Origin of the sequence: Coleofasciculus sp. H7-2 (genome assembly GCF_042747725.1) — a bacterium.
In the GTDB taxonomy this organism is placed as follows: domain Bacteria; phylum Cyanobacteriota; class Cyanobacteriia; order Cyanobacteriales; family FACHB-T130; genus FACHB-T130.
Window position 1 is genome coordinate 40,226 of the sequence record NZ_JBHZGO010000064.1, and the last position, 25,401, is coordinate 65,626.

Genomic DNA, 25,401 nt, shown 5'->3' on the forward strand with positions numbered 1-25,401 from the left:
AGAAATTAAAAAAATTGGCTTCCTAACTTTCAGACTTTTTCAACTTACTCGTTTTTCTGAGTGTGTTTTAAATTACAATTGCTTCAGCTCGTTTCTGCGGATCTTCGTGCGAATATTCGTAGGAAAGTTTAAACCGAGGAATTCCCAGTTGACAACCTTGCCATCCACCTTGAACTGTTACGCCAAGGGTTTGACAACAGCCGCCACGTCGTCCCATCGGGTTATAAAATTGACAATAGCGACAGGCTGAAACTGGCGAATTTAAGGGTTTCATAAAGTATTTCCTTTGAGGAACCATTTCAAAAGCAAGATTGATCTGTCTTTATAAAGTATGCGATCTGATTTTTACAATCAGCTATAACTTGTACGATATCCACTTAAAACATTGCATTTCATCATAAAAAGTCATTAAGTTGCTTAACTTAAACATGAGCAGTAACTTACCATAGATTAAGCAATTGCAACATTGCTCAAAACTAACTGTTATCAAGCATTCTATAGACTGGATAAAATTCTCCCACTCCCAAACAAACGGTTGTCGATTGGTTAGAGAAAATTTATAAAGAAAATCCGATTACTTTAATTCTCCTTTTTAAGGGTGGCAATAAGATTCCGGCTTCTTTTTAAGGTACCCTAGGGGGAAATACAGTTCACTACCGAATCGTTGTAAGTTGGATTGAGCGATCAAACCCAACAAATGCTTATGAGTGTTGGGTTTCGTTCCCTCAACCATTCCCTACGTAGGTTGGGATTTTTAGCTTTAAGTGAATCGTATGGCGCTAGGGGGAACCTGCGCCTAAAGTAAAGATTTTTGTTTTTAATATTTACTTTATGAATCGCTTCTTATCGATACTTCTTTTCAACAACAACACAAGAATCGCACCCATTGCTAACCCCACACCATGCGCCCAATACCCAACGCCCACGGGATTGACGCCACCGGAAATATTTAAGCTACCGATTCCATAAAACATCTGCTGAATAAACCACCAGAATAGATAAAACAAAGCTGGCAGTTCAATGGGGATAAACACAATTACCAGTGGCAGGATGGTATCAATTTTTGCCTGGGGAAAACTCAGAAAATAGGCTCCGAGGACAGATGCGATCGCGCCATTGGCTCCAATTAATGGCATCGTCAAAGTAGAGTCCAGCAAAACTTGTACTATGCCCGTCAAAATGCCACCCAGCAAGTAAAGTAGCAGAAACCGCCTATGTCCGAGAAGATTCTCCACACTCTTTCCAAAAACAAATAAGAATAGGAGATTACCCAAAATTTGACCAAAGCTGCTGTGGAGAAACATCGCCCATAGCAGGGAACTGGAAAACATCAGCAAGGCAACCCACGCTGCTGGATTTTCCCCAGTGAGGGCATCTGAAATCACAGCACTTATTCGGGCAGGAACGATACCCCAGTGTTCGATAAAAGCGCTTAGTTTACCTGCAACCTCTAGTTTTAGCTCCCACAGAAACAAAGCAACATTGATTCCGATCAGGGCGTAATTAACAATCGGTTTGCTGCGACTGGGGATGTTATCAGCAATAGGAATCATAGATTGGTAGTTTCTGGAAACGCAAAGGGCAAGAAAGGTTTATGCAAAGGTACACCAACAGGACTTACGCAACATCACCACATCTGAGGCAACCACAGGGGGATTGAACCCGAAAAAACGTTATATGTATAAGCTTTGCGTAAGTCCTGACCAAGTAAAAGATTATTGACTTTCTAAATTCTTGGCGTTTTCTTGGCGCTTTCCTTGGCGTAACGAGAGCGTTTCAAAAAAGACAACTTATCCCAACTGACTAAATAAATCTGCCAAAACAACATTAGAAAATAAAAATCCTTCCGGATCGGTTAATCTCAATCGTCCATTTGGTGCGAGTTTCTGGGCGTCAAGCGCGATCGCTTCCCCGCTTTCGCCGACAATTTCTACCCAACCTTGCTGGTAATAGGGTTGCAAACACGTCCAAATTTGTTGCAGCGTCTGTTTGCCAAACTGTTCGGCTAAGGTTGATAAACTGAGGCCCTCTGCTAGACGCAACCCCAGCATCAATGTTTCCAACAGTACTTCAGATGCCAATGTTTGAGGACAATCCCACACGCCACCTGCTTTGACTATCTGTTGCATCCATTCGTAATATTCCCGTGTTTTGCGGGGACGGGTGAACCGGCACCCTTGCAAATAACTGGCGGCACCCATGCCAAAGCCATAGTAGGGGCGGTTTTCCCAGTAAACTCGATTGTGGCGGCATTGATGACCGGGTTTGGCATAATTAGAAATTTCATAATGCTCGTAACCGGCACTGGTGAGAACTTGCTGCGCCAGTCGGTACATCTCGGCAGCAATTTCATCTGTGGGAAGAGGTTTGGCACCGGGTTGATACTGACGCCCAAAGGCAGTGACGGGTTCGACTTGGAGATCGTAAATTGAAATATGAGTGGGAGCGATCGCTACTGCCGTTTCTAGAGACTCCTGCCAATGTTCCAAAGTCTGATGCGGCAAACCAGAAATCAAATCCAAGCTGAATTCGGGAACCCCCACTTTGCGGACTAGCTCCACAGCTGCAAAGATATCAGAGACACCATGCGATCGCCCGCACACTTCCAACAGTTCTGGCTGAAACGCCTGTACCCCCAGACTGATTCGATTCACTCCATCTGAGCGGTAGCCTTGAAGTTGTTGCCAGTCAAAGGTGCCTGGGTCCATCTCCATTGAAATCTCAGCATCGGTGGCAATGCCAAAGCAAGCATCAAGTTGAGTCAAAATTTGCTTTAGTTGTTGCACCGATAACAGCGAAGGAGTACCGCCTCCAAAAAAAACTGTTTTTAGGGAATTTCCCCATGCTGGTGTAACTTCAATTTCTTGGCACAATACCTTAACATACTGCTCAATTGTGCCAGAGTTCTTACCAGTCTTGCGATCCCCTACCACAGACACTGGAAAATCACAGTAAAAGCACCGGCGTCTGCAAAATGGAATGTGGAGATAAGCAGAGCTGGGAATACCCAAATCAATATTTTTTCTGTCCGGGATTAAATAATTTAATACCATGTTTGCATCAATACTCAATATAGCGATGAAATACTTAAATATTTGATTAACAGTTGTTACTTTACTGAATCGTTGTCAGTTCTTTTCTTATCCTAGCAATAATACGCCAAGCCTATACCCATTATTGTTTCCTGCCTTCTGGAAGCAATATAATTGGCTAATTTTTCGGAGTTGTTCTTTTTAATAAAAAAGAAGTGGCTTCATCAAAATAACTCAAATTGGATTAAATGCTGATGTTAAATCAATTGTCATCCGTAAGGGTGAAGGCAATAACACAAAAGATATAATAAAACCAATGTAAATTTGTATCATTTCCTGAGAGCCGCTTTCAGGAATTGAAGCAATCATCCCAAACAACTGGAAAAAATGCTTGACGCAATCATTATTCTTTTATTCATCCTAGCAGCGGCGGGAATCGGGTTCGACGCGATTGAATTACTGCCCAGCGGTGCCCTACATCAAGTCAGCAATCAGGACGCTTTACGCTGGATCTTCGCCGGGTTTGCCGCCCTGGTTGGGGGTGCTGCCGGTTTACTCGTGCAGACGACCTATCGACGCTTGGAAAAGAGAGTCCGAGAAATGCCGATCGAGGTCATTTTGACCAGAGCAGTCGGCTTGGTGATCGGCTTATTAGTCGCAAACTTGATGCTGGCACCCGTTTTCTTGCTACCAATGCCCTTCGATTTTGCTTTTATTAAGCCCCTCGTTGCCATTTTAGGCAGCGTAATGTTTTCCTACTTGGGGGTCACTTTAGCAGATACTCACGGTCGTTCCTTCTTGAGGCTGATTAGCCCCCACAGCGTAGAAACGATGTTGGTAGCAGAAGGAACCCTCAAAGCTGCCTCGACCAAAGTTTTAGACACCAGCTGTATCATAGATGGTCGCATTGAAGAACTGCTGAACACTGGCTTTATCGAAGGTCAAATCCTCGTACCACATTTTGTCTTGCAGGAACTGCAACAGCTGGCAGATGGTTCCAACGATTTGAAGCGAGTCCGGGGACGGCGAGGGCTAGATATCCTGAACCAAATGAAGGATGCTTACTCAGAGCGGATCGTGATCCACTCCGCCGACTACGATGAAATTCCCAAGGTGGATGCGAAGTTAGTCCGTTTGACGCAAGAAATCAATGGTACTTTGCTAACCAACGACTACAACTTGAGTAAGGTTGCCACTTTGCAGAAAGTGCCGGTGCTGAATATTAACGATTTGGCTCAGGCAATTCGGGCAATTTATCTGCCTGGTGATAGCCTGGACATCAAAATTCTCAAGGGTGGCAAGGAACCGGCTCAGGGCGTCGGCTATCTGGACGATGGCACAATGGTGGTTGTGGAAGACGGGCGCGACTACATGGGTGGCGAAATCCGAGTAGTGGTAACAAGTGCCTTGCAGACTTCGGCGGGGCGAATGATTTTTGCTCGCCCTCAAGCGTCCGTTGTGGCTTGAAGTGGCGATCGCTACTGGTGGCACCTAGAAAGCCCAGAAGCCGCACTCTTAGCTGCACTCTTAAAATTATCAACGCCAAGAAAGGTACGCAGAAGTAAATTGCTTCCTCTGCGTACCGAGAGCGTTAAAAAATCCTACTCCTGCAAAATAGTTTTAGACACAATCCGCGTCTTCTTCCTATCTGCTTCCGAAAGTTCTTCACCCGATTGCAGCCTCGTGGCGCTGGTTTGGAGAACCGTCGCGGCTCCCTTATCTCCCATTTGCAGGGCAGTTTTGGCAGCAGTTTGTAACATCGTCGCCGCACCCACGCGATCGCCTTGTTGCAATTTCGCCTCTGCTAACTGAGTTTGTCGGTATTTCGCCAACGCCAAAATAGACTGTTGCACCTGAGGATTGGGTGCGGGTTGGTAACTCTGGACAACATTCGCCTCGACTAAGACCCGTTGAGAAAGTAGCCCCATTTTATCCTGGGCGGGATCGTCGTAGCGGACTTGTACCTCAGCGATCGCTTGATGCCCTGGGGTCAGCTGGCTGACGTAAAGATTCGCCAAAATGACTCGCGGTACATCTTTCATCAAGTCTCCCAGACGTACCATATAGCGCTCTCCTTCTGGTTGCACCGGCAGTTCAATGGCATCTGGAGCAACTTGGGCAATGGGTTTGAGTTCTGCTAACCGTACTTTCGGCATCAAGGAAAGCAACAGGTAGGCATTTGTCAACCCCACCGCAGAGATCCGATTAAACAAGCGTCCAAACTCATCGACTGCCTGTTCGGGACGCTCAATATACGACAGCGTACCGCCACCCGCATCGGCAATTTTTTCCAAAATATCCTGGTTCCAGTGAGCGCCAAATCCCAATGTATTCAACGTCAGGTTGTAGCCAGTCGCCACTTGGGCAAATTTCAGACAGCGGTTGTTGTCGCCATGCTCATTTTCGCCATCTGTTAACAGAAAAGCTTGAGAAACCGTTTCCTTTTTGCCCTTCGCCAGTTCTTCAATTCCCAGTTTTAAACCCTCATCAATCGCAGTACCGCCATCCGCACTGAGCCGATTTATCTGTTTTTTAATGTTTTCTGGGTTGTCAATGACTTGGTTAGGGACAAGAACTTTGGCTCGGTGATCGAAGGCGACAACAGAGATGCGATCGCCCGGTGCGAGACGATCCACAAGACCGATCGCTGCCTGTTTCACCGTTTCCAGGGGGCGTCCATTCATCGAGCCACTGTGGTCGAGAATTATACATAAATTGAGCGGGGCACGATCTTCAAGATCCCCAGCGATCGCAGAAATCGAAATTTCTAGTTGACGCTGGCTACTCGCTTGAGTCGCGTCAATATTGATATCATTCAAAGCAGGCTGTAAACCAACTCTCATAGCACGCTCATTCCTGGCAGAACAAGAAGGGATCGGAGTAACCACAAGACTAAACGCTAACGCTCCGGAAAGGGAACCGTAAAATTACCCCAACCGCGACCGGGCTTATTTTCTACAATAGCTTGCAGCCCAACATGGCGGAAGCGGTCAGTCAAAAGATCGCAACTCTTTGCAGAAAACGCGATCGCTGGGGTGGATTTTACCCATCGCCTTTCGCAAAAACCGACACTTAAACTCAGGTTTCCCTGTTTAAAAACCCAAAAATTGGGAGATTTGAAGACCCACTTTCCGGCGTTCCGTCCCAGAAAGCCCACCTACAGCAGCTAAAGCGACATCAAGCCACCCTCAACCTTACTAAAAGCGGTAAAGGGAGTAAAACTGCTAGAATCCAGTCAGTACGGTGGGGCACACCGGAATTTAATGTCAAATTAAAGATAGCACCACTATTGCAGCTTTCCGATACGCCATGAACTCACCCATCCAGGCTGTTCAAGCTCCCTACTACGGCGGCGATAGCTTCTACCGGACACCGCCTCCAGACTTACCGTCCCTGATCTTAAAGGAGCGGATTGTCTATCTGGGAACGCCATTGGTGCCAGAGGTAACGAAACTAATCATCGCCCAACTGCTGTTTTTGCAGTACGAAGATTCTGAAAAACCGATCAAAATCTACATCAATTCCACTGGCACCTCGCGTTACGACGGCGAACCGATTGGCTTTGAAACCGAAGCCTTCGCCATCTGTGACACGATGAACTACATCAAGCCGCCCATTCATACCATCTGTATCGGTTCGGCAATGGGAATGGCAGCAATGCTACTATCTGCTGGGACTAAAGGTTATCGCGCTAGTCTGCGCCATGCCACAATTATCCTGCATCAGACCAAGAGCTACGCTCGCGGTCAGGCGACGGATATTCAAATCCGAGCCAAAGAAGTGCTGGCTAATAAGACAACCATGCTGGATATCCTATCGCGCAATACAGGTCAGACCCCTGAAAAAATTGCTAAGGATATGGATCGACTCTTCTACATGACACCGGAGCAAGCTGTAGGATATGGCTTGATCGATCGGGTTCTAGAGTCTAAATCAGATTTACCAACACCGCTTCCCGCTGGTGTCATCTGAAGAATTAAAAATTAAAAATTAAAAATTTGAATGTCTTCATTTTTAATTTTTAATTTTGCATTTTTAATTCTTTGGATACCAATTTTCACTTTTTACGAACGGAGTTCTACATCATGCCTATTGGCTACCCTAGAGTTCCCTACCGGATGCCAGGGGGACAATATACCGAGTGGATTAACATCTACGATCGCCTTTACCGGGAACGGATTATTTTCTTGGGCGAAGACATTGACGATGAAATGGCTAACCAGATAATTGCCGTGATGCTTTATCTGGATTCGGAAGATCCGGGCAAGGACATCTATCTCTATATCAACTCTCCGGGTGGCGTAGTCACGTCTGGCATGGCGATTTATGATACCATGCAGCACATCAAATCAGAGGTGGTGACGATTTGTGTAGGCTTAGCGGCATCAATGGGTTCATTCCTGCTGACCGCTGGGACAAAAGGCAAACGTCTCGCTTTGCCTCACTCGCGGATTATGATTCACCAACCTTCTGGTGGTACGCGGGGACAAGCCACAGATATTGAGATTGAGGCGAGAGAGATTCTGCGGATTCGTCGCCAGCTGAATCAGATTTATGCTGACCGGACGGGTCAGCCTATTGAGAAAATTGAGAAGGACATGGATCGTGACTTTTTCCTGTCTGCCCAAGAAGCGAAGGAATACGGTCTAATTGACCGTGTTATCGAAGAACGTCCGAAGTAATGAGTGATTAGCTGTTAGCTGTTAGCTGCTTGACGGGTAGGTAGCCGCAATTGTAAACTTGGGCTTCCGACAAGATTCTCAAAAGCTAATAGCTAACCGCTAAAAGCTAATGGCTAGAAATAAACTCCCGACTATCAACAAAGATTAAAGACTAATTGATTAGATGATTCCTCTGATGAACCTCGCAGATTGTTACCGGGTGTTGGGGTTAAGATCAGGGGCATCTTTTGCAGAAATTAAAGCGTCTTACCGACGTTTGGCACGGCAGTATCATCCCGACGCAAATCCTGGCGATCGCCAAGCGCAGGATAAATTTATAGAGTTGACGGAGGCTTACAAGTTCCTACTTGGCGTGGTAGATAAGTCTGAGACGGTTGAGAAAGTATCCCATCAAGAACAGACCGCTGCACCGCCTCCTCAACCCGCCGTTACGAAGGTGACTCGCAAAGAGACGCCAGTTCAAAAACTTCCCGACTTGTCGATAATTGAGCAACAGCTGAAGTGGAGTTCTTATCAGCAGTTGCAGCAGTTGCTGAAAAATCGCCGATTTCCCCGCGCGATCGCCCTCATCGAAGGACTCGCTCAACGTCTGCCAGAAGATCCAGAAGTGCGTCAGTGGCAAGCGATCGCTTATCAACGTTGGGGGCGTCAGCTGATCGCTGAAAAGCAACTGGAAAAGGCAAGAATTTATCTAAAAAAAGCCCTGAAAACCGACCCCCACAATCGCTCTCTCTGGGCAGAAGTAGAACGAGATTTTCGCCGCTTAGAGCAGATTTTTTGAGGCTTTAGCGACCTGGAAATCAAAATGATTTTTCCGGTTTGCAATTTCCTAAATTCTTAACTTTATCTGGGGGATAGTCTACAGGTACAAAGGTGTAACTATCAGTCGCACAGTTAGGTGGCACTACTTTTACTAGGGTAGAAATAGGCTCTTTGCGATCGCCACCTTGAAAACTAATCACACCTGTAGCTCCTTGGGCTTGGAAGTTTGTGTCTGCTAAAACCTGTTGTACACTAATACGGCTCGGTGATGATTGTGTTGGTTTTTCTAAAGCCTTTATCAAGGCAAGAGTTCCATCATAAGCCGTAGCAGTACGCCAACTTACATCTCCTTTCCATAACTTTCTAGCTGCCTGGGGAAATTCTTGGTTGGGGCTGTCCATTTGATGCCAAGGTACAACTACCACGAAACGGTTTGAGGCATCTTTCCCTAACAGTTGTAAAGTCTCAGGATTGTAGAGAGTACTGCCTCCCCCTATCCAATTACGACCCTGATTAGCTTTGATTAACTTTAAGGTTTTATCAACGCCATAAGTAGTGGTTCCACCATCGGGAAATACGGCAAACGCTGTAGCTCCTTGTTTTTTTGCGTGAGCGATCGCAGCAGCGGCATTGAAAAGAGGATTAGACAAATCAAACTCCATCACTACCTTTTTGCCGCTATTTGTGAAGCTATGTAGAAATTGATTTCTTAAAGATTGGCTGAAACTGCTCTGCGGAGCGTAAAAGATTGCTGCTGTATTCTGACGGGCTTCTTTAATTAGGTAGTTAGTTAAAAATTTGGCAGTCACCTGCGTATTAGCTACAGTGCGAAAGAAAACATGATTGGGAATAGTACCCCATTGTGAAAGTTCTTCCGATGTGCTACCCGGAGAAATCACTACCAACCCGTGCTTTTGATAAACAGGCATAGCTGCCAGCGTCACTTCACTTGCATAGTGACCGACGACCGCTAGAAGATCCTCTTTCAACACCAGTTTCTCTGCAATTTGTCTAGCTTGATTGCGGTTATTAGCATCATCTGCAATCACTACTCTAAGACCAACACCATTAATCTTTTTCCCCTGATTGATTTCCTCCTGCGCTTGGGCGACTCCTCGCAGAATTTCCATAGCTGTGTCTGGACTTTTGTCTATAGGAGCAACCACAGCGATTATGTAAGCTTTTTGCTTTCCAAGTCTGGCATTATTCAGGTAAATTAAAGTTTCAGGATCGCTTGGCTGTTCGTCCCGTGCCTTATTTAGTAAATTAACGGCTTGTGCATATTTACCACGGGCAAATTTTTGTACCCCCTGTTGCTTAAACGATACTTCATGACCTGGAATCAAAACTTCTTCCCCACAACTTAAATCGTCTTCAAGCTTTGAATCACAAGCTGTAGCTGTCGAAAGTTTCTGAGGTTTCTGAGGTGGCAGGATCGCGAACCGATAGATTACTGCTACTACTCCTGATAGAAGAATTGCACTCATTACTAGAATTAGTACAAGCTTTGTATTTCCTGAGTTCAAAATTCTTGTACGTTCTTCGTCTGAACGATTGTCGCCAGGAGGCAAAGTAAGAGTATCGTCGGAAGGTGGTGTCCGCCGACAACTGTTGATTTGCGTTTCAATTTCCTCTAAGCGTTGCACGATTTCTTGGGCATTATTAGGTCGATTCCCTGAGAAGGGAGCCATCAGGTCATTAATTAAAGTTGCCAACTCTGGTGAAACCTGTGGGGCACTGTTTCGCCAATTCAACTGACCTGTTTTGGGGTTTTCAGGCAGATCGTGGGGATGTATGCCTGTCAGCAAATGAATGAAGGTGCGCCCCAAAGCATAGAAATCAGATTTGGAAACAGCTCTACCATCGGCTTGTTCTGGGGGTGTATAGCCGTGGGAAATAATTACTGTGCCATCCCTTCCGGCTAACTTGTGCAAGTAGGTTTCTGTGGCTTCCCGGACTGCGCCAAAATCAATCAACACCAGTTGATTGTCAGGTCGCAGCATAATGTTAGACGGCTTAATATCCCGGTGGAAATAGTTGCTTTGATGAACTTGCTGCAATATTTCTGCCAGTTGTTTCAACCAGGCGATCGCTTGCTTTTGGCTGATAGGTTGATGGTTCCGACTGCTCAAGCATTCTTTTAAGTTTATCCCCTCAATTTTCTCCATCACCAAGCAGTGCAAGGGCTTTTCGCTATTTAGGTGACATAGCTGGAAGTATCCATCTGCCTCTACTTTGGGAATCCCTTGATGATTCAGCTTCTTTAGAACTTCGGCTTCCCGCTGGAATAGGCAGATTGCCTTCTCATAATCAGTGAGCAAAATTTTCAGGACTTTTTTTGTGCCTTCCCGACGCACGTCCTCCACCTCAAAGGTTTGACCAAAGCCTCCTTTGCCCAGACGTTGGATGACCCGATAGCGCCCTTCCACTAAACTTTCGGAGCCACAGTCAGGACAAGTGCTTTGATTACCTGGTTCGTTGAAATTGCGGCAGTTGGGATTAATGCAATAACTCACGGCAAACACACTATCCCGATTTGAGTGGGAATGTTATAGAATTATAACTTCTATAGCAATCCTAAATGATTTGCACTCTCCCTGTAGAGACGCGATTAATCGCGTCTCTACACTAAGGCGAATACTCGCGCACAACTTAAATAGGATTGCCATAGCGCCAAATAACTTTATTGTTCAACCGCTCGTTAATTAATCTTTCTTTTAACATACCTTCTCACAACTGGCTGAAGCGTATAAATAACTTCATTGCCTTCGATTTGCTTTTCTATCAGCGAACGACGTTCTAATGCTTGAATCGCTTCCATAATTTCTGAAGTTGAAACCTTTACATTGATTTCTCCTTTTAATTTAAGGATGGAGCTGGGATTGAGATTAGTAGCTAAATTAAACATTATTTCTTTTTGAAAATTTGATAATCGTTGCCAGGAAGTATCTAAAATTAGATGGATGTCGCCTAAAAAAATCGTTTCTAGTTTTAGGAAATCAGAAACTTTACCAGCAAAGGAGGCTTTTATATAACTGGCAATAATATTTAAAATTAAGGGATTCCCTCGATAGATTTGAAAAAGGTTTTTCCAGTGGTTCTCGTCTGACAAACCTTTGGCTCTAAATATTTGCCAAGCGTCTGTATCATTGAGATCGGACAGGAGTAATGAACGAACGAGTGGGGTTTCTCCCTGCATTAATGCAACTTCATTAGGTTGCTCCCGACCGATTAGCATTAAGCAGCTGTTGTGGCGCTCTCTTCCCACCCGTCTGAATAGTTCGCCGTAGCCTTCATATCCTTCTCGATAGTACCCAGTTGCTTGACCAGCACCTAGAATTGTTTCGACTTCATCCAAAATCAGCAGACATCGGTGCGAACCCGTGGAAAGAGTCGTCCCTTTGGGATATCGCAGAGACTCAATTAGCTGGGAGATTCCGCGACCAATATCTTTTGGTAAATCGATTGACTGCCCGTTGGAAAGAAATCGGAGCAAGTCTGCTAAAAGGTCCTCTAATGATGGGGCAGAACGTAGCGATCGCCAGATGAAATAATTAAACTCATTCTGAATTTGCTCGGCTAGCATCACGGACAGGGCTGTTTTGCCAATTCCCCCCATGCCGAACAGCGTTACTAGGTGGCAATTATCGGCGACAATCCATTTCTCAAGCAGAGTCAGTTCTTCTGTGCGCCCATAGAAACCAGAGACATCAGGCGCTTCACCCCAATCAAGTATGGGCATCTCACGCGCTTCTGGTTCTTCAACTGCACCTGCATCAACAATCTCCTTCCAGTTGCCGATACCGACAGCTTCGCAAATATTAATAAAAGTCTCTTGCTGAATGGGTTTTTTCTGCCAAAACCGTTTCAAGGTTGCTTGCGTAGTCAGGGCAGCCTGCCACCAAGAAACGGTCATTGTTTTTGTCCAGCCTTTCCTTTTTCTGGCTTTATCAACGCTTTCTAGTCCGCGTGCAGATGCTCTCTCGGAACCCGCCATACGTTAAGCTCTTTATCACAATTCTCGCTTATTCTGGCTCACCTTTCGGTGCAGCGATCGCAGCAGTACCCTGAAAACTGAGCCAAAGAGTCAGCAAAAAAGTGAGCCGTGAAGCTGAAGCGTCTCTGGCAATCTGAGAGTATGGCAAGCAGCATCCCAGTATTGGTCGAGGTAATAGTGCGAGTAGCAGAATCATCGTGATATCCACTAGCTGTTTTGCAGACAAATCTAGCGCGATCGCACATGGCAACGTTAACGCGATCGCTCGCCTTCTGGGAAGTCTGTCCTTCTTTACAGAGATCGCCAGTCCGGTCTTTAAGAAGATTATGCAACCGAATCAAGCCCTAACCTACTGCAATGTCATGGAACTGCTAGTTGCTCAAGAAGTACACCGGCAACTCCAGCAGCTACCGCCAAAGTTGGTCAAGTATATCAATCCAGCACAAGCGATCGCCTACGCCCTGAATCGTCTGCCTGCCCTGTATGCGACCAGTCCCAGAGGATGGTATCTACAGCAGCAACGGGCTAAAGCTAAGTTAGCACCTCAGATTGTCGTGGCGGTAGGTCAAGCATTGGCGGCTGTGCAACAAGATCCCTTGAACGTGGCAATTCCCCTCAACTTTGCAGAAAACGCTGAAAACATCGAAGAAAGTGCATCTGATTCATCTGATGCGGATGTTGAAGAAGCCAAAAGCCCCGATTTCTTCCTTTCTTGGGTGCGATCGCTTTTTGGATTAGGGGGTATTAACAAAGCGGATGGTCGGCTAAAGCGCTAATCTAATGCCAGCACCCTCTAGTATCAGTTCCTATGTCCACTGAAGCGATCGCTGTCACCGTCAAATTATTCGCCGCCTATCAAGAAGCTTATGGCGTTTCAGAACTGGTGCTGAAAATCCCTCCAAATACAGCCGTTTCAGCGATACTAAATAAATTTGCTTCCGAACATCCAGAGCTTGACAAATGGCGTCAAATTACTCGCTTTGGCGTTAATTTTCAATTTGTCGAACCAGACACCATTCTGCATGATGGCGATGAAGTCGTGCTGATTCCCCCCGTTAGCGGCGGTTAGGAAAGGCAAAAGTTAAAAGCAAGAAATTCGGTCTTTTCATCCCAATTCATCCCAAATCCGCTTTAATTACCTCTTTTTCTCAAATCTGCGACTGCGGAGTTCGTTTGCATAGCCCCAGCCTTCAGACTGAGGGCTAAATTTTGTATCCTAAATAACATTTAATCCCGACTAAAAGAGTCGGATATGTTTGACGGGTATTTTTGCCTGTGTTAGTATCAACCGAACGACGGACGTAAGGAGTGTAAATACCCATGATCCAGGCAACCCAGTCAACAACGGCAACCTTTAGAGCGCTGAAGTGTAAAGAGTGCGGCACCGAATACGAACTCAAGGCAACTCATGTCTGTGAGTTCTGTTTTGGCCCTCTGGAAGTAACCTACGATTACGATGCTCTGCGCCGCACCGTAACTCGTGAAAGCATTCAGGCAGGGCCAAACTCAATTTGGCGCTACCGTTCCTTCTTGCCAGTCGCCACAGAAACGCCGATTGACGTGGGAACTGGCATGACACCACTGGTAAAAGCCCATCGCTTAGCTCGTCGTCTGGGTATTAAAAATCTTTATATTAAAAACGATGCCGTCAATATGCCCACCTTGAGCTTTAAAGATCGGGTGGTGTCGGTAGCTTTAACAAGAGCGCAGGAGTTAGGATTCACTACGGTGTCCTGCGCCAGTACGGGTAATTTAGCGAATTCTACCGCAGCGATCGCTGCCTACGCCGGTTTAGACTGCTGCGTCTTCATTCCCTCCGACCTGGAAGCAGGTAAAATTCTGGGTACACTCATCTACGGTCCCACCGTCATGGCAGTTCAGGGCAACTACGACCAAGTAAACCGCCTCTGCTGCGAAGTTGCTAATACACAAGGTTGGGGATTTGTCAATATAAATTTGCGTCCCTACTACTCAGAAGGTTCCAAAACCCTCGGCTACGAAGTAGCAGAACAGCTAGGCTGGAAACTGCCGGATCATATCGTCGCTCCGCTGGCATCTGGCTCTCTGTTCACCAAAATCTACAAAGGATTCCAAGAATTTATCAACGTTGGACTGGTTGCTGATAAGAGCGTCCGCTTCAGCGGTGCCCAAGCCGAAGGTTGTTCCCCCATTGCCCAAGCTTATCGGGAAGGACGCGACTTCGTAACCCCCGTGAAGCCGAATACAATTGCCAAATCAATTGCCATTGGCAACCCAGCCGACGGGGTTTATGCGCTAGAAGTAGCCAGGAAAACCAATGGCAACATCGAATCAGTCAACGATACTGAAATTGTGGACGGCATCAAGCTATTAGCTGAAACCGAAGGTATTTTTACCGAAACTGCTGGCGGCACCACAATCGCCGTGCTGAAAAAATTGGTAGAAGCGGGTAAAATTGATCCCGAAGAAACTACCGTTGTTTACATTACCGGCAACGGACTGAAAACCCAAGAAGCGGTGCAAGGATACATCGGGGAACCCCTGACAATTGAGGCGAAGCTGGAGAGTTTCGAGCGTGCATTAGAGCGTTCTCGGACACTCGAACGCCTCGACTGGCAGCAAGTCCTGGTTTAATCGCTATCAGTTTTTTGTGATGAGTCATTAGTTCCTACTGGGTTGCTAATGACTTATCACTCATGACTACGGATGAATGACTACTGAATAATCTTTAACTATGACAGTCAAAGTTCTCGTTCCTACTCCTCTCCAGAAGCTTACAAACAATCAAGCCACTATTCAAGGCAATGGCAGTACGATTAGTGAATTGCTCGAATCCTTAGAGCAAAGCTTTCCTGGCATCAAAGTGCGTTTGTGCGATGAAAATGGTGAGCCACGTAGATTTGTGAATTTCTACGTCAATAGCGAAGACATCCGCTTTTTGGAAGGAACTCAGACACCCCTAAATGAGGGTGATGAGGTGAGCATTGTGGCAGCGCAGGCGGGAGGCTGATCCAAGCTAGGATGAGCAGTAAAGGATTTCCATCCCGAATAGGGATTTTTAATCCTATCCCCATTCACGCTGCATACATTTAAAAAAATCACCAACTTGCGGATAAGTCCAATGGCAGAAGAAACGAATCACAATGACGCCGGAGAGGTGGCTCCTAGCACTGTTGACAAGCAGGCTCCTAGTGTGGCTGAAGAAAATGCTCCCAGTACGGATTCTGACGTAGCAACCGACATTCCGACAGCAAACGCACCCGCTCCAGAAGCTGTGAATCCAGAGGTGAATCCGAATGCGGCTGGAGAGAAATCTTCTACAGAGGCATCAACCCCAGATGACTCGGCTCAGGTTCAACCAGATGTTCAAAAAACCGCTCAAGCTGCTAAAGAGGATAAGCCAACGGGTGCCAAAGCTGCTAAAGCAGATAAGCCAACAGGTGCCAAAGCTGCTAAAAAGGACGAGTCGCCAGAAGGGGATAAGCCAGCTGCTAAAGCGGCTAAAAAAGAGAAGGCACCTGCGGTAGAAGACAAGCCTTTTGTTGAGTTTATTCAACAAGACTATTTACCAGCTTTGAAAACAGCACTTGAGAAAAAGGGCGTCCAAAATTTAGAGCTGAAGTTTGACAAGAAACCGCTTCAAGAAAGCTCAGAATGCTGGCAAGTCAACGGGAGCTGGCAAGGGGGAAAGCGGAACTTTAACCTTTATTTTCCCGAAGAAGACATCCAAAAACAAAGAGCTTTTTCCTGTTTTGAAGGCTCTAGACCCAGTATAATTGAGCCTTTCTTGTGCGATGAGCGCAAGATTACGCTGGATTTAATGGTGTTTGGCGTGACGCAGCGGTTGAATGCTCAAAAGTGGCTGGAAAGAAATTAGTCGGGGAAGGTGATTAGTCATTAGTCATTAGATAATCACTAATGACTAATGACCAATTACAACTCAATAAATTCATAAATGACAACGCCAGTTTCTGGGTGATTGTCAACCATGACGTAGCCACTTTTGAGCATTTCTTTCAAGGTGGCTTCTACCTTGGCAAAGCTCACACCTGTATCCATCACCGCTTGGGTAACGGAAAGTTTGCCACCTCTAGCAGCAGCGGCTTTCACAAGTTTAACCATCAGTTGATCGCGGGTAAGATCCTGTTTGGTAAGAGCGATCGCTGGTGGCGATAGAGGTACGCCAGTGGAGGATACCCCCAAGCGGTTTTGCGAGTTGGCGTTATGTTCTTCCACCATGCCGGGAATCAGGAATAAATCCACGAACTGCCCGACGCCAAACAAACCCCACGTAAACAGCCACAGCAGACCCGTGCCAATTTTGCCATTGTACAGGCGATGCAGCCCCGCTATCGGTGGGGACAACAAACAAGCTAGCCAAAGAACATAGGCAGTCGAGACGTTCTTCATAAGATTCCTAGCGCTTGAGATGTCCTAACTTCAATCATAGAATTTTGTTCTTAACTCTTGCATCTAGGAATTGAGCAGCGAGAACTCTCAAGATGTCACAAAACTTGACAGCGTGTAGCAAGTCTTAACGTAACAAGTGCGATCGCTCTCCTGTAGATTGGTAGACTGGAACGCAAGCCTTGAGTTAAAGCGACGGAATCATAATAATAAGAGAAACAAGAGAGACAAAGAATATGGTGGATTCCCTCAAAAAACCCAGCTTTGAAGAATTAAGACCAGGGGTGAAAGTACCTGCGAAAGAAACCCTACTGACGCCCCGGTTCTACACCACCGACTTTGATGAAATGGCGAAGATGGATCTGTCGCCAAATGAAGATGAACTCAAGGCGCTTCTGGAAGAGTTCCGCGCTGACTACAACCGTCACCACTTCGTGCGGGATGCCGAGTTTGAACAATCCTGGGATCATATCGATGGGGAGACGCGCCAGTTATTCATTGAATTTCTAGAGCGTTCCTGCACGGCGGAATTTTCCGGCTTCCTACTCTACAAAGAACTCGGACGCAGGTTGAAGGACAAAAACCCCCTTTTGGCAGAAGGCTTTAACTTGATGTCGCGGGATGAAGCTCGTCATGCTGGCTTCCTGAATAAAGCGATGTCAGACTTCAATCTGTCATTAGATTTGGGATTTCTGACCAAGAATCACAAATACACCTTCTTTAAGCCGAAATTTATCTTCTACGCTACCTATCTGTCCGAGAAGATTGGCTATTGGCGGTATATCACCATTTATCGGCACCTAGAAGCACATCCCGAAGACCGCATTTATCCCATCTTCCGCTTCTTTGAAAACTGGTGCCAGGATGAAAACCGACACGGCGACTTCTTCGACGCCGTAATGAGAGCGCAGCCCCAATTCTTGAATGATTGGAAGGCAAAGCTGTGGTGTCGCTTCTTCCTGCTGTCAGTGTTTGCGACGATGTATCTCAACGACATCCAGCGTTCCAAATTCTATGCAACACTCGGTCTGAATGCACGGGATTATGACATTCACGTAATTCAGAAAACCAATGAAACCGCAGGACGGGTATTCCCAGTAATTCTGGATGTAGAGAAACCAGAATTTTACGAGCGCCTAGACGTGTGCATCAACAATAATGAGAAGCTGAGTGCGATCGCTAACTCCAACACCCCCAAATTCCGGCAATTCTTCCAGAAGCTACCCCTTTATGCTTCTAATGCTTGGCAGCTGGTGCGCCTGTACCTAATCAAGCCGATTGATATGACTTCTGTGCAAGGTAAAGCCCGCTAATTTTGAGCATCTTCCCTCAACTAAAGTGGTTCTGCACTAAGCAGAGCCACTTTTTTTAGAAATTGAAACCCAAGCGATCGCAGAGGTTTACGCAAAGGAGTCACGATCCATCTTCCTTTGCGTACCTCTGCTGTTCCCTTTGCGTACCTCTGCGTTGAAACTTCAAGATTTTTGCTGGAAATGAATTTATCTCAAAACACCCTTCAACGACCCATCTGGCTAGTAACAATCAGCATTTGCTTAATGGTGGGGATCTCGCCTACCCAGGCTCAAACCCAGACTCAAACCCAGCCGCCAGGAACGCCCAAGCCAGAGGCTAGCGAGTTGGATTTAAGTCCAGAAATGATTGAAAATAGTCCCGTTTTGCAGCGTTGGCGGCGAGACGTGCCGAATGTGTTAGAAGAAATTCGCAATGACCCCAGCTTTCGGACTAGGGTGCGCCTCGGCTACTCCCAGTTTCCTTCATCTGGGCAAGCTGGGGGAGCCAATATTGGTGTGGAGGACGTGTTTATTGGTCGCACCGGCTTAACCGTCAGCGGCGATTATCAGACTGCGTTCAATAGTCAGCGCGAGGCTTATGGAGCAGATTTACGTTACTATGTACTTCCCTTGGGCGGCTACGTCAACATCGCCCCCCTCGTGGGCTATCGGCATTTAGAAACTGACCGATACTCAACAAATGGCTTAAATGTCGGTGCTAGGCTGATGTTAGTTTTATCTCGCACTGGTGCAGCCGATATCTCCTTAACTCAGAGTTGGGTTGCTCCAGCAACGAATGAAGAAGTCGGTATCACAAAGCTTTCGGTAGGCTATGCCTTTACCCGTAACCTGCGCTTATCGACAGACATTGAGAAGCAAAATGCCAGACAACACAAAGATAGCCGGGTTGGCATCGTACTAGAGTGGATGCCTTGAATGTTTGGATAATTGGATATTTCAATATTTACGACATTTAACCTTAAAAATATCTCAATATAGAATGCCATTACAAAAAGAGCCTTTGCCGACCTATGAACGCCTCAGACAATTTAGAGCTGTTCGGGCTATTTTTGCAACACACACCCGCTGCTGTAGCGATGTGCGATCGCCAGATGCGCTACTTGCTCGCTTCTCGTCAGTGGCTAATCGATTACGGGCTAGATGACCAAAATATCATTGGGCGATCGCATTACGAAGTCTTTCCTCACCTTCCCGACCAATGGCGGCACAAGGCTGAGCTAGTTTTAACTGGGGCGAGTTTAGGGGAGTCGCAGGAAAGTAGCTTTGTTTGCCCTGACGGTTCCTGCGTGCCGGTAAAGTGGAGCCTGCATCCTTGGAAGCACCCTAGCGGTGAAAGGGGTGGATTGATCCTGTCGGCAGAGATGATCCAGAGTGAGGAATTTTTCCATTCCATCTACGAAGGCGTGGAAAACGCCATCTTTGTTTTAGATGTGGACGCACAAGGAGTTTTTCGCTACCTTAGCTGGAATCCACCCATAGCGCTCGTTACTGGCATCAGTAGTGCCCAAGCTAAGGGCAAGACTCCCCAAGAACTATTTGGTTCAGATTTGGGTAATTCTTTGCACCAGAGATATACAAAATGTCTCGTCGCTGGGGAATGTACTTTCTATGAGGATTGCATTCCCTTGCAGGGTGTAGACACTTATTGGCTAACCACTTTAACTCCACTGCGGGATGCTGCGGGTCGCATCTATCGAATTATCGGCACAGCAAGTAATATCAGCGCTCTCAAGCAGGTTGAGGAAGCCTTGCGGCAATCAGAAACTCGGTTTCGAGAACTAGCGCAGCGAGAAGAACTACTCAACCGTCTTGCTAGCCAAATTCGCAGTTCGCTGGATCTCAATACCATTCTGGAAACAGCTGTGCAGGAAATCCGCAGATTGCTGCAAATTGAGCAGTGCCTTTTCATGTGGTATCGTCCCGATGGTGAGTCGGCAATTTGGGATGTATTGCATGAAGCGAAGGTAGACAATTTGCCTAGCTTTTTGGGTTCCTATCCGGCGGAACCAACCAGTTTCCCAGCCAGACAACTCTTAAACCGAGAAATCATCCATTTGGATAATGTTGAAGCTTTAACCGACCCCGATTCATGGCAATTCTTCCGATCGCTGGGGTACGCTTCTATACTAAATTTTCCGATAATGACTCGCACGGGTGAACTCGGTGTAGTTGCCTGCGGTCAATTTAGTAGTCCCCGAACTTGGCATGACGATGAAGTGGAACTGCTCTCGGCGGTTTGTGACCAAATCGCGATCGCCATTAACCAAGCAGAACTTTATACTCAAACTCTTGAAGCCGCTGCGATCGCTCAAGCGCACGCCACCCGGCTCGAAACCACACTTCAGGAACTCCAACTTACCCAGTCCCAACTCGTTCAAAGTGAAAAAATGTCCAGTTTGGGTCAGCTAGTTGCTGGAGTAGCGCATGAAATCAATAATTCCGTTAACTTCATCTATGGCAATTTAGCCCCTGCGAACGAATACACTCAAGACATTCTTGGTTTACTACAACTGTATCAACAGCAATATCCTCATCCAACGCCAGAAATTCAAGACGAAATTGCTGCGATTGACCTAGATTTTCTGATCGAAGACTTGCCTAAATTACTTTCTTCAATGAATGTGGGGGCAGAGCGCATTTGTGAGATTGTGCGTAGCTTACGCAATTTCTCTCGCCTTGACGAAGCCGAGATGAAACAAGTAGATATCCATGAAGGTATCGAAAGTACGCTCCTAATTCTGCAAAATCGCCTCAAATCCAAACCGGAGCATCCCCCTATCCAGCTAATCAAAGAATATAGCAACCTACCCGAAGTAGAGTGCTATCCGGGACAGCTCAACCAAGTATTTATGAATCTTCTCACCAATGCAATTGATGCTTTGGATGAGTACAACAAAAAGCGATCGCTTGAACAAATCAAAGCCAACGCCTGCATGATTCGGATTCGTACCGAAGTGCTTACAAGTAACCGAGTAGCGATCAAAATTGCCGACAATGGGCCAGGAATGACAGAGGAAGTCAGAAAGCGACTTTTCGAGCCTTTCTTCACAACCAAGCCAGTTGGCATTGGCACAGGGCTTGGTTTGTCGATTAGCTACCAAATTGTGGTCGAAAAACACGGCGGTCAACTCAAATGTATTTCAGCGCCCGGTCAAGGGGCAGAATTTGTGATAGAAATTCCCCTACATCCGCAATCACAAATTTGATCTAATCGCCAATTAATTACTAATTATTAACAAAAAGGGCGGACATTTAATTCCGCCCCGAAAAGGATTATTGATTAGACTTACGCACAGATCCCCCTTGCATCCCCCGATGAATTGGGGGACTTTTCCGGTTCCCCCCAATTTATCGGGGGTTAGGGGGATCTCTGCGTAAGTCCTCCTCTTTTAATTTTCTAGCGATCGCCAATTTCTGGTGCCCGCAATGACAACAGGGGAATATCCGCCTGTGCCTGTGTCGGAACCTGTCGCCCACTCGCCAGCGTCGGTACTGAATCTCGCAGTCGCGCCGTCAGCTGCAAAGTGGTTGCGTCGTAAATCTCAGTCAGAATTTTGGGATACAAGCCAATACCAATAATCGGCACCAACAGACAGGCGATGATAAACACCTCTCGCGGTTCCGCATCGATCAAGGCTTCGTGTTCCACTAATTCCTTGTTCTCCGGGCCGTAGCAAATTTCCCGCAGCATCGAGAGTAAGTAAATGGGAGTCAGAATCACGCCAACAGCGGCTAGAAAGACCACCACCACCTTGAAAGTGGGGTTATAAGCATCGCTGGTCGCAAAGCCGACAAACACCATCAACTCTGCCACAAATCCGCTCATCCCTGGCAATGCTAATGACGCTAGGGCACAAGTAGTCCACATGGCAAACATCTTTTTCATCCTCAGCCCGATGCCGCCCATTTCATCCAGCATCAGGGTGTGGGTGCGGTCGTAAGTGGCTCCCACGAGGAAGAACAAGCTTGCCCCAATCAAACCGTGGGAAACCATTTGCAGCACCGCACCGCTCAAACCCAGGTCAGTAAATGTGGCAATCCCAATCAGCACAAATCCCATGTGGGAAATCGAGGAATAAGCGATTTTCCGTTTCAGGTTACGCTGGGCAAAAGAGGTCAGGGCGGCGTAGATGATGTTGGTAACGCCCAAAATCACCAAAACGGGCGCGAACACTGCATGAGCGTCCGGTAGCATCTGGGCATTCATCCGAATCAGAGCATAACCGCCCATTTTCAGGAGAATTCCCGCCAGCAACATATGCACTGGCGCAGTCGCTTCGCCGTGAGCATCTGGTAGCCAGGTATGCAGGGGAATAATCGGCAGTTTGACGCCGTAGGCAATCAGGAACCCAGCATAGATCCAGAGTTGGAAAGTTAGAGGGTAATCCTTGGCAGCGATCGCTCTCATATCAAACGTCACGGTATCGCCGTAGAACGCCATCGCCAAGGCGGCTACTAAAATGAACAGCGATCCGCCAGCCGTATAAAGAATGAACTTGGTAGCCGCGTACAAACGCTTCTTACCGCCCCAAATTGCCAGCAGCAGGTACACCGGAATCAGTTCCAGTTCCCACACCAGGAAAAACAACAGCATATCCTGACCGGCAAACACGGCAATCTGACCGCCGTACATCGCTAGGAGCAAAAAGTAAAACAGCTTCGGCTTAAACGTCACGGGCCACGCCGCCAAAGTCGCCAGCGTAGTGATGAAGCCGGTGAGCAATACCAGCGGCATTGACAAGCCATCCACGCCCACCGACCACTTTAAGTCGATTTGGGGCACCCAGGAGTAACTTTCCACCAGTTGCAGACCGGGATTAGAAAAGTCGTACTGAGTATAGAAGGCATAAACCATCACCACGAAATCAATCAGCCCAATAATTAGGGCGTACCAGCGTACCGTCTTACCATCTTTATCTGGCACCAACGGAATCAACAGCGATGCCGCGATGGGGAACAGGATGATAAAAGTCAGCCAAGGAAAATTAGCTGTATTCATGAGATATCAAATCGTGAGCAATAAGGTTTAGCTGTCAGCTATGAGTAAGTGTACTTAAAAAGGAAAAAGGAAAAAGCTGAAAACTTTTTCCTTTTATCTTTTGTTGACAGCGGGTAGAAACACGCAGCGAACGGTTTCTAAATTTAAGTCACACCAAAGACAACCACGCCCACTAGCACCGCCCCAAATACAATCAGAGCATAGAATTGGACGCGACCTGTTTCAAAGTATTTCAGACTTTCACCACTCAACAGCGTCGCCAAGCCGGTCAAGTTGACTGCGCCATCGACCACCCGGAAATCTACTTCCATGACTTGCCGCGCCAAGCGGCGGCACCCTTGAACGAAGAGAGTGTCATAGATTTCGTCAAAATACCACTTGTTGAGCGACAGCTTGTAAAGGAAGGGGATTTTGGCAGCGATCGCCGCCGGATCGATCTTGCCTCTCAAGTACATCAGAGAAGCCAGCGTAATCCCAATCAAGGCAATTCCGACCGAATTACCCCCCATGATCAAAAATTCTGTCAAATCAAACTCAGTGGCTTTTTCCAACACTTCGGTGATTGGTTCGCCGGGGGCGTGAATGAATTCCTCAAAATAATTGTGGAAAGGCGTCCCTACCAAACCAATCAGCATCGACGGCACCGCCAGAACGATCAGGGGCAGCGTCATCGTCAGCGGTGACTCGTGGGGATACTCGCTGTGGGCGTGGTCATCGTGACTGTCATGGGCTGTGGAGGACAACTCTCTGGTATCCATCGCCCCAGGGCCAAAAGCGAATTCGACCTGGGGAGATTTAGCAGCCGCCAGTAGTTCCTGCTTGATGCCTGATTCATGCCCCCGGAATTTGCCCTCAAACGTCCGGAAGTACATCCGGAACATATAGAAAGCAGTCATTCCAGCCGTCAGCCAGCCGACGACCCACAGCGCCGGATTCGCGCCAAAAGCACTTCCTAGGATTTCGTCTTTCGACCAAAACCCAGCAAAAGGTGGAATCCCACTAATCGCCAGAGTTCCGACCAAAAAGGTGAGGGAGGTAATCGGCATATACTTCCGCAGTCCTCCCATCATCCGCATATCCTGTGCCAAGGCGGGATCGTGACCCACCACTGATTCCATGCCGTGAATCACAGAACCAGAACCCAAAAACAGCATCGCCTTGAAGTAGGCGTGTGTCATCAGGTGAAATAGACCGGCAGTATAGGCACCGACGCCCATTGCCATTACCATGTAGCCCAGTTGGGACATGGTGGAATAAGCTAGACCCTTCTTGATGTCGTTTTGGGTAATGGCAATGGTTGCCCCCAAAAATGCGGTAAAGGCACCCGTCCAGGCAATCACGTTCATTGCCACTGGGATGTCTTCAAACACGGGATACATCCGCGCAATTAGGAAGACGCCCGCTGCTACCATCGTTGCTGCGTGAATCAGGGCGCTGATGGGGGTAGGACCTTCCATCGCGTCTGGTAGCCAGACGTGCAACGGGAACTGGGCAGATTTTGCCACCGGCCCCATAAACACTAAGATGGCGAACAGAGCGGCAAGGCCGGTACTCAGGTAGCCTGATGCGACAAATGCTTGCAGGCGATCGCCTATCACGTCGAATTCAAAGCTGCCCGTCGCCCAGTACAGCCCCAGCATCCCTAACAGCAGCCCGAAGTCGCCGACGCGGTTGACGACAAAAGCCTTTTGGCAAGCATCCGCTGCTGCCTTCCGGTCATACCAGAATCCGATCAGTAAGTAAGAACACATCCCGACCAGTTCCCAGAAAATATAAACCTGTACCAAGTTTGGGCTGACCACCAGACCCAACATGGAGGAACTAAACAGGCTCAGATAGGCATAGAAGCGCACATACCCCGGATCGTGAGCCATGTAGCCATCGGTGTAGATCATCACCAGGAAGGCAACACTCGTCACGATGACCAGCATCAGGGCTGTCAAGTGGTCAATCGTGTAGCCCATATTCAGGTGAAAATTCCCCGCTGCTGCCCACTCCAGGGTACGGGTGTAGGGAGCATGACCTTGAATTTGACTCCAGAGCAACGCCAAGGAGAAACCCATCGCCACCCCTAGCAGGGAGACTATAACCACGGCGTTTAACTGCCGCAGACTGTTGGTAAATCGATTAATCGAGATTAGTCCCAGACCGACCAGCATCGCCCCAGCTAGCGGCAGGACTGGGATGATCCAGGCATACTGATAGAGCAGTTCCATCACTGACGCCTACT

The 25,401-nt window shown here is 47.2% G+C and carries 22 protein-coding genes; 12 read left to right on the forward strand and 10 right to left on the reverse strand.

Annotated elements, in window-relative coordinates; genetic code table 11:
• Positions 1–67 precede the first annotated feature (67 nt).
• The 3 genes from ACFW2W_RS13355 to hemW all read right to left on the reverse strand — a co-directional run bounded on the left by ACFW2W_RS13355 (position 68) and on the right by hemW (position 3,053).
• Positions 68–274, reverse strand: coding sequence for a hypothetical protein (locus ACFW2W_RS13355; protein WP_378178579.1), 207 nt, complete (start codon positions 272–274; stop codon positions 68–70).
• Between the two features lie 550 nt (positions 275–824).
• Positions 825–1,553, reverse strand: coding sequence for a rhomboid family intramembrane serine protease (locus ACFW2W_RS13360; RefSeq protein WP_378178582.1), 729 nt, complete (start codon positions 1,551–1,553; stop codon positions 825–827).
• Positions 1,554–1,790: 237 nt separating this feature from the next.
• Positions 1,791–3,053 carry a radical SAM family heme chaperone HemW gene (gene hemW, locus ACFW2W_RS13365; RefSeq protein ID WP_378178585.1) on the reverse strand — a complete coding sequence of 421 codons (1,263 nt, stop codon included), beginning with the start codon at positions 3,051–3,053 and terminating at the stop codon, positions 1,791–1,793.
• 366 nt (positions 3,054–3,419) lie between these two features.
• Here hemW and ACFW2W_RS13370 point away from each other — a divergent pair, with 366 nt between their 5' ends.
• The gene (locus ACFW2W_RS13370) at positions 3,420–4,499 is read left to right on the forward strand and encodes a PIN/TRAM domain-containing protein (RefSeq protein WP_378178588.1); all 1,080 of its coding nucleotides are present in this window, start codon (positions 3,420–3,422) and stop codon (positions 4,497–4,499) included.
• 134 nt (positions 4,500–4,633) lie between these two features.
• Here the strand turns inward: ACFW2W_RS13370 and ACFW2W_RS13375 are convergent, their stop codons facing one another.
• Complete coding sequence (locus tag ACFW2W_RS13375) at positions 4,634–5,875, reverse strand: VWA domain-containing protein (RefSeq protein WP_378178591.1); 1,242 nt, start codon at positions 5,873–5,875, stop codon at positions 4,634–4,636.
• A gap of 466 nt (positions 5,876–6,341) precedes the next feature.
• Here ACFW2W_RS13375 and ACFW2W_RS13380 point away from each other — a divergent pair, with 466 nt between their 5' ends.
• The 3 genes from ACFW2W_RS13380 to ACFW2W_RS13390 all read left to right on the forward strand — a co-directional run bounded on the left by ACFW2W_RS13380 (position 6,342) and on the right by ACFW2W_RS13390 (position 8,495).
• Positions 6,342–7,004 (forward strand): ATP-dependent Clp protease proteolytic subunit, encoded by a 663-nt coding sequence (locus tag ACFW2W_RS13380; protein ID WP_378178594.1) that lies wholly within the window; start codon positions 6,342–6,344, stop codon positions 7,002–7,004.
• A gap of 113 nt (positions 7,005–7,117) precedes the next feature.
• A complete protein-coding gene (locus tag ACFW2W_RS13385; protein ID WP_378178597.1) occupies positions 7,118–7,714 on the forward strand; it encodes an ATP-dependent Clp protease proteolytic subunit in 597 nt (198 codons plus the stop codon).
• A 175-nt stretch (positions 7,715–7,889) separates the two neighbouring features.
• Entirely contained in the window at positions 7,890–8,495 is a 606-nt protein-coding gene (locus ACFW2W_RS13390) for a DnaJ domain-containing protein (RefSeq protein WP_378178903.1), read from the forward strand.
• Positions 8,496–8,514: 19 nt separating this feature from the next.
• Here the strand turns inward: ACFW2W_RS13390 and ACFW2W_RS13395 are convergent, their stop codons facing one another.
• The 3 genes from ACFW2W_RS13395 to ACFW2W_RS13405 form a co-directional block, all read right to left on the reverse strand.
• Complete coding sequence (locus ACFW2W_RS13395; protein WP_378178600.1) at positions 8,515–10,992, reverse strand: ABC transporter substrate-binding protein; 2,478 nt, start codon at positions 10,990–10,992, stop codon at positions 8,515–8,517.
• Between the two features lie 185 nt (positions 10,993–11,177).
• Positions 11,178–12,392 (reverse strand): NB-ARC domain-containing protein, encoded by a 1,215-nt coding sequence (locus ACFW2W_RS13400; RefSeq protein WP_378178603.1) that lies wholly within the window; start codon positions 12,390–12,392, stop codon positions 11,178–11,180.
• Positions 12,393–12,511: 119 nt separating this feature from the next.
• Positions 12,512–12,805 (reverse strand): hypothetical protein, encoded by a 294-nt coding sequence (locus tag ACFW2W_RS13405; RefSeq protein ID WP_378178606.1) that lies wholly within the window; start codon positions 12,803–12,805, stop codon positions 12,512–12,514.
• Here ACFW2W_RS13405 and ACFW2W_RS13410 point away from each other — a divergent pair.
• The 5 genes from ACFW2W_RS13410 (at position 12,800) to ACFW2W_RS13430 (ending at position 16,329) form a co-directional block, all read left to right on the forward strand.
• Complete coding sequence (locus ACFW2W_RS13410) at positions 12,800–13,249, forward strand: late competence development ComFB family protein (RefSeq protein ID WP_378178609.1); 450 nt, start codon at positions 12,800–12,802, stop codon at positions 13,247–13,249. The two genes, ACFW2W_RS13405 and ACFW2W_RS13410, sit on opposite strands and share 6 nt — an antisense overlap.
• Before the next feature lie 32 nt (positions 13,250–13,281).
• Complete coding sequence (locus tag ACFW2W_RS13415; protein ID WP_378178612.1) at positions 13,282–13,542, forward strand: MoaD/ThiS family protein; 261 nt, start codon at positions 13,282–13,284, stop codon at positions 13,540–13,542.
• Between the two features lie 251 nt (positions 13,543–13,793).
• Complete coding sequence (gene thrC, locus ACFW2W_RS13420; RefSeq protein WP_378178615.1) at positions 13,794–15,086, forward strand: threonine synthase; 1,293 nt, start codon at positions 13,794–13,796, stop codon at positions 15,084–15,086.
• A gap of 100 nt (positions 15,087–15,186) precedes the next feature.
• Positions 15,187–15,462 (forward strand): MoaD/ThiS family protein, encoded by a 276-nt coding sequence (locus ACFW2W_RS13425; RefSeq protein WP_378178618.1) that lies wholly within the window; start codon positions 15,187–15,189, stop codon positions 15,460–15,462.
• A gap of 111 nt (positions 15,463–15,573) precedes the next feature.
• The gene (locus tag ACFW2W_RS13430; RefSeq protein ID WP_378178621.1) at positions 15,574–16,329 is read left to right on the forward strand and encodes a DUF2996 domain-containing protein; all 756 of its coding nucleotides are present in this window, start codon (positions 15,574–15,576) and stop codon (positions 16,327–16,329) included.
• A gap of 56 nt (positions 16,330–16,385) precedes the next feature.
• On the opposite strand, the gene ACFW2W_RS13435 is transcribed toward ACFW2W_RS13430, so the two are convergent.
• The gene (locus ACFW2W_RS13435) at positions 16,386–16,862 is read right to left on the reverse strand and encodes a TM2 domain-containing protein (RefSeq protein ID WP_378178624.1); all 477 of its coding nucleotides are present in this window, start codon (positions 16,860–16,862) and stop codon (positions 16,386–16,388) included.
• 233 nt (positions 16,863–17,095) lie between these two features.
• Between ACFW2W_RS13435 and acsF the strand changes: the two genes are divergently transcribed.
• The 3 genes from acsF (at position 17,096) to ACFW2W_RS13450 (ending at position 21,378) form a co-directional block, all read left to right on the forward strand.
• Positions 17,096–18,172, forward strand: a complete 1,077-nt coding sequence (gene acsF, locus ACFW2W_RS13440) for a magnesium-protoporphyrin IX monomethyl ester (oxidative) cyclase (protein ID WP_378178627.1) — start codon at positions 17,096–17,098, stop codon at positions 18,170–18,172.
• Between the two features lie 243 nt (positions 18,173–18,415).
• Positions 18,416–19,087, forward strand: coding sequence for a hypothetical protein (locus ACFW2W_RS13445; protein ID WP_378178906.1), 672 nt, complete (start codon positions 18,416–18,418; stop codon positions 19,085–19,087).
• A gap of 95 nt (positions 19,088–19,182) precedes the next feature.
• The gene (locus tag ACFW2W_RS13450) at positions 19,183–21,378 is read left to right on the forward strand and encodes an ATP-binding protein (RefSeq protein WP_378178630.1); all 2,196 of its coding nucleotides are present in this window, start codon (positions 19,183–19,185) and stop codon (positions 21,376–21,378) included.
• A 191-nt stretch (positions 21,379–21,569) separates the two neighbouring features.
• On the opposite strand, the gene ACFW2W_RS13455 is transcribed toward ACFW2W_RS13450, so the two are convergent.
• Complete coding sequence (locus tag ACFW2W_RS13455; RefSeq protein WP_378178633.1) at positions 21,570–23,171, reverse strand: NAD(P)H-quinone oxidoreductase subunit 4; 1,602 nt, start codon at positions 23,169–23,171, stop codon at positions 21,570–21,572.
• A 143-nt stretch (positions 23,172–23,314) separates the two neighbouring features.
• Entirely contained in the window at positions 23,315–25,387 is a 2,073-nt protein-coding gene (locus ACFW2W_RS13460) for an NAD(P)H-quinone oxidoreductase subunit 5 (RefSeq protein WP_378178636.1), read from the reverse strand.
• Between the last annotated feature and the right edge of the window lie 14 nt (positions 25,388–25,401).

What these genes read in the sequence shown, in the direction of transcription:
- ACFW2W_RS13430 (WP_378178621.1), top strand. Translation starts at nt 15,574, where the DNA reads ATGGCAGAAGAAACGAATCACAATGACGCCGGAGAGGTGGCTCCTAGC.
- ACFW2W_RS13425 (WP_378178618.1), top strand. Translation starts at nt 15,187, where the DNA reads ATGACAGTCAAAGTTCTCGTTCCTACTCCTCTCCAGAAGCTTACAAAC.
- ACFW2W_RS13415 (WP_378178612.1), top strand. Translation starts at nt 13,282, where the DNA reads ATGTCCACTGAAGCGATCGCTGTCACCGTCAAATTATTCGCCGCCTAT.
- thrC (WP_378178615.1), top strand. Translation starts at nt 13,794, where the DNA reads ATGATCCAGGCAACCCAGTCAACAACGGCAACCTTTAGAGCGCTGAAG.
- ACFW2W_RS13435 (WP_378178624.1), bottom strand. Translation starts at nt 16,862, where the DNA reads ATGAAGAACGTCTCGACTGCCTATGTTCTTTGGCTAGCTTGTTTGTTG.
- ACFW2W_RS13400 (WP_378178603.1), bottom strand. Translation starts at nt 12,392, where the DNA reads ATGACCGTTTCTTGGTGGCAGGCTGCCCTGACTACGCAAGCAACCTTG.
- ACFW2W_RS13375 (WP_378178591.1), bottom strand. Translation starts at nt 5,875, where the DNA reads ATGAGAGTTGGTTTACAGCCTGCTTTGAATGATATCAATATTGACGCG.
- ACFW2W_RS13455 (WP_378178633.1), bottom strand. Translation starts at nt 23,171, where the DNA reads ATGAATACAGCTAATTTTCCTTGGCTGACTTTTATCATCCTGTTCCCC.
- ACFW2W_RS13355 (WP_378178579.1), bottom strand. Translation starts at nt 274, where the DNA reads ATGAAACCCTTAAATTCGCCAGTTTCAGCCTGTCGCTATTGTCAATTT.
- ACFW2W_RS13385 (WP_378178597.1), top strand. Translation starts at nt 7,118, where the DNA reads ATGCCTATTGGCTACCCTAGAGTTCCCTACCGGATGCCAGGGGGACAA.
- ACFW2W_RS13360 (WP_378178582.1), bottom strand. Translation starts at nt 1,553, where the DNA reads ATGATTCCTATTGCTGATAACATCCCCAGTCGCAGCAAACCGATTGTT.
- ACFW2W_RS13460 (WP_378178636.1), bottom strand. Translation starts at nt 25,387, where the DNA reads ATGGAACTGCTCTATCAGTATGCCTGGATCATCCCAGTCCTGCCGCTA.
- ACFW2W_RS13450 (WP_378178630.1), top strand. Translation starts at nt 19,183, where the DNA reads ATGAACGCCTCAGACAATTTAGAGCTGTTCGGGCTATTTTTGCAACAC.
- hemW (WP_378178585.1), bottom strand. Translation starts at nt 3,053, where the DNA reads ATGGTATTAAATTATTTAATCCCGGACAGAAAAAATATTGATTTGGGT.
- ACFW2W_RS13390 (WP_378178903.1), top strand. Translation starts at nt 7,890, where the DNA reads ATGAACCTCGCAGATTGTTACCGGGTGTTGGGGTTAAGATCAGGGGCA.
- acsF (WP_378178627.1), top strand. Translation starts at nt 17,096, where the DNA reads ATGGTGGATTCCCTCAAAAAACCCAGCTTTGAAGAATTAAGACCAGGG.
- ACFW2W_RS13445 (WP_378178906.1), top strand. Translation starts at nt 18,416, where the DNA reads ATGGTGGGGATCTCGCCTACCCAGGCTCAAACCCAGACTCAAACCCAG.
- ACFW2W_RS13370 (WP_378178588.1), top strand. Translation starts at nt 3,420, where the DNA reads ATGCTTGACGCAATCATTATTCTTTTATTCATCCTAGCAGCGGCGGGA.
- ACFW2W_RS13410 (WP_378178609.1), top strand. Translation starts at nt 12,800, where the DNA reads ATGCAACCGAATCAAGCCCTAACCTACTGCAATGTCATGGAACTGCTA.
- ACFW2W_RS13380 (WP_378178594.1), top strand. Translation starts at nt 6,342, where the DNA reads ATGAACTCACCCATCCAGGCTGTTCAAGCTCCCTACTACGGCGGCGAT.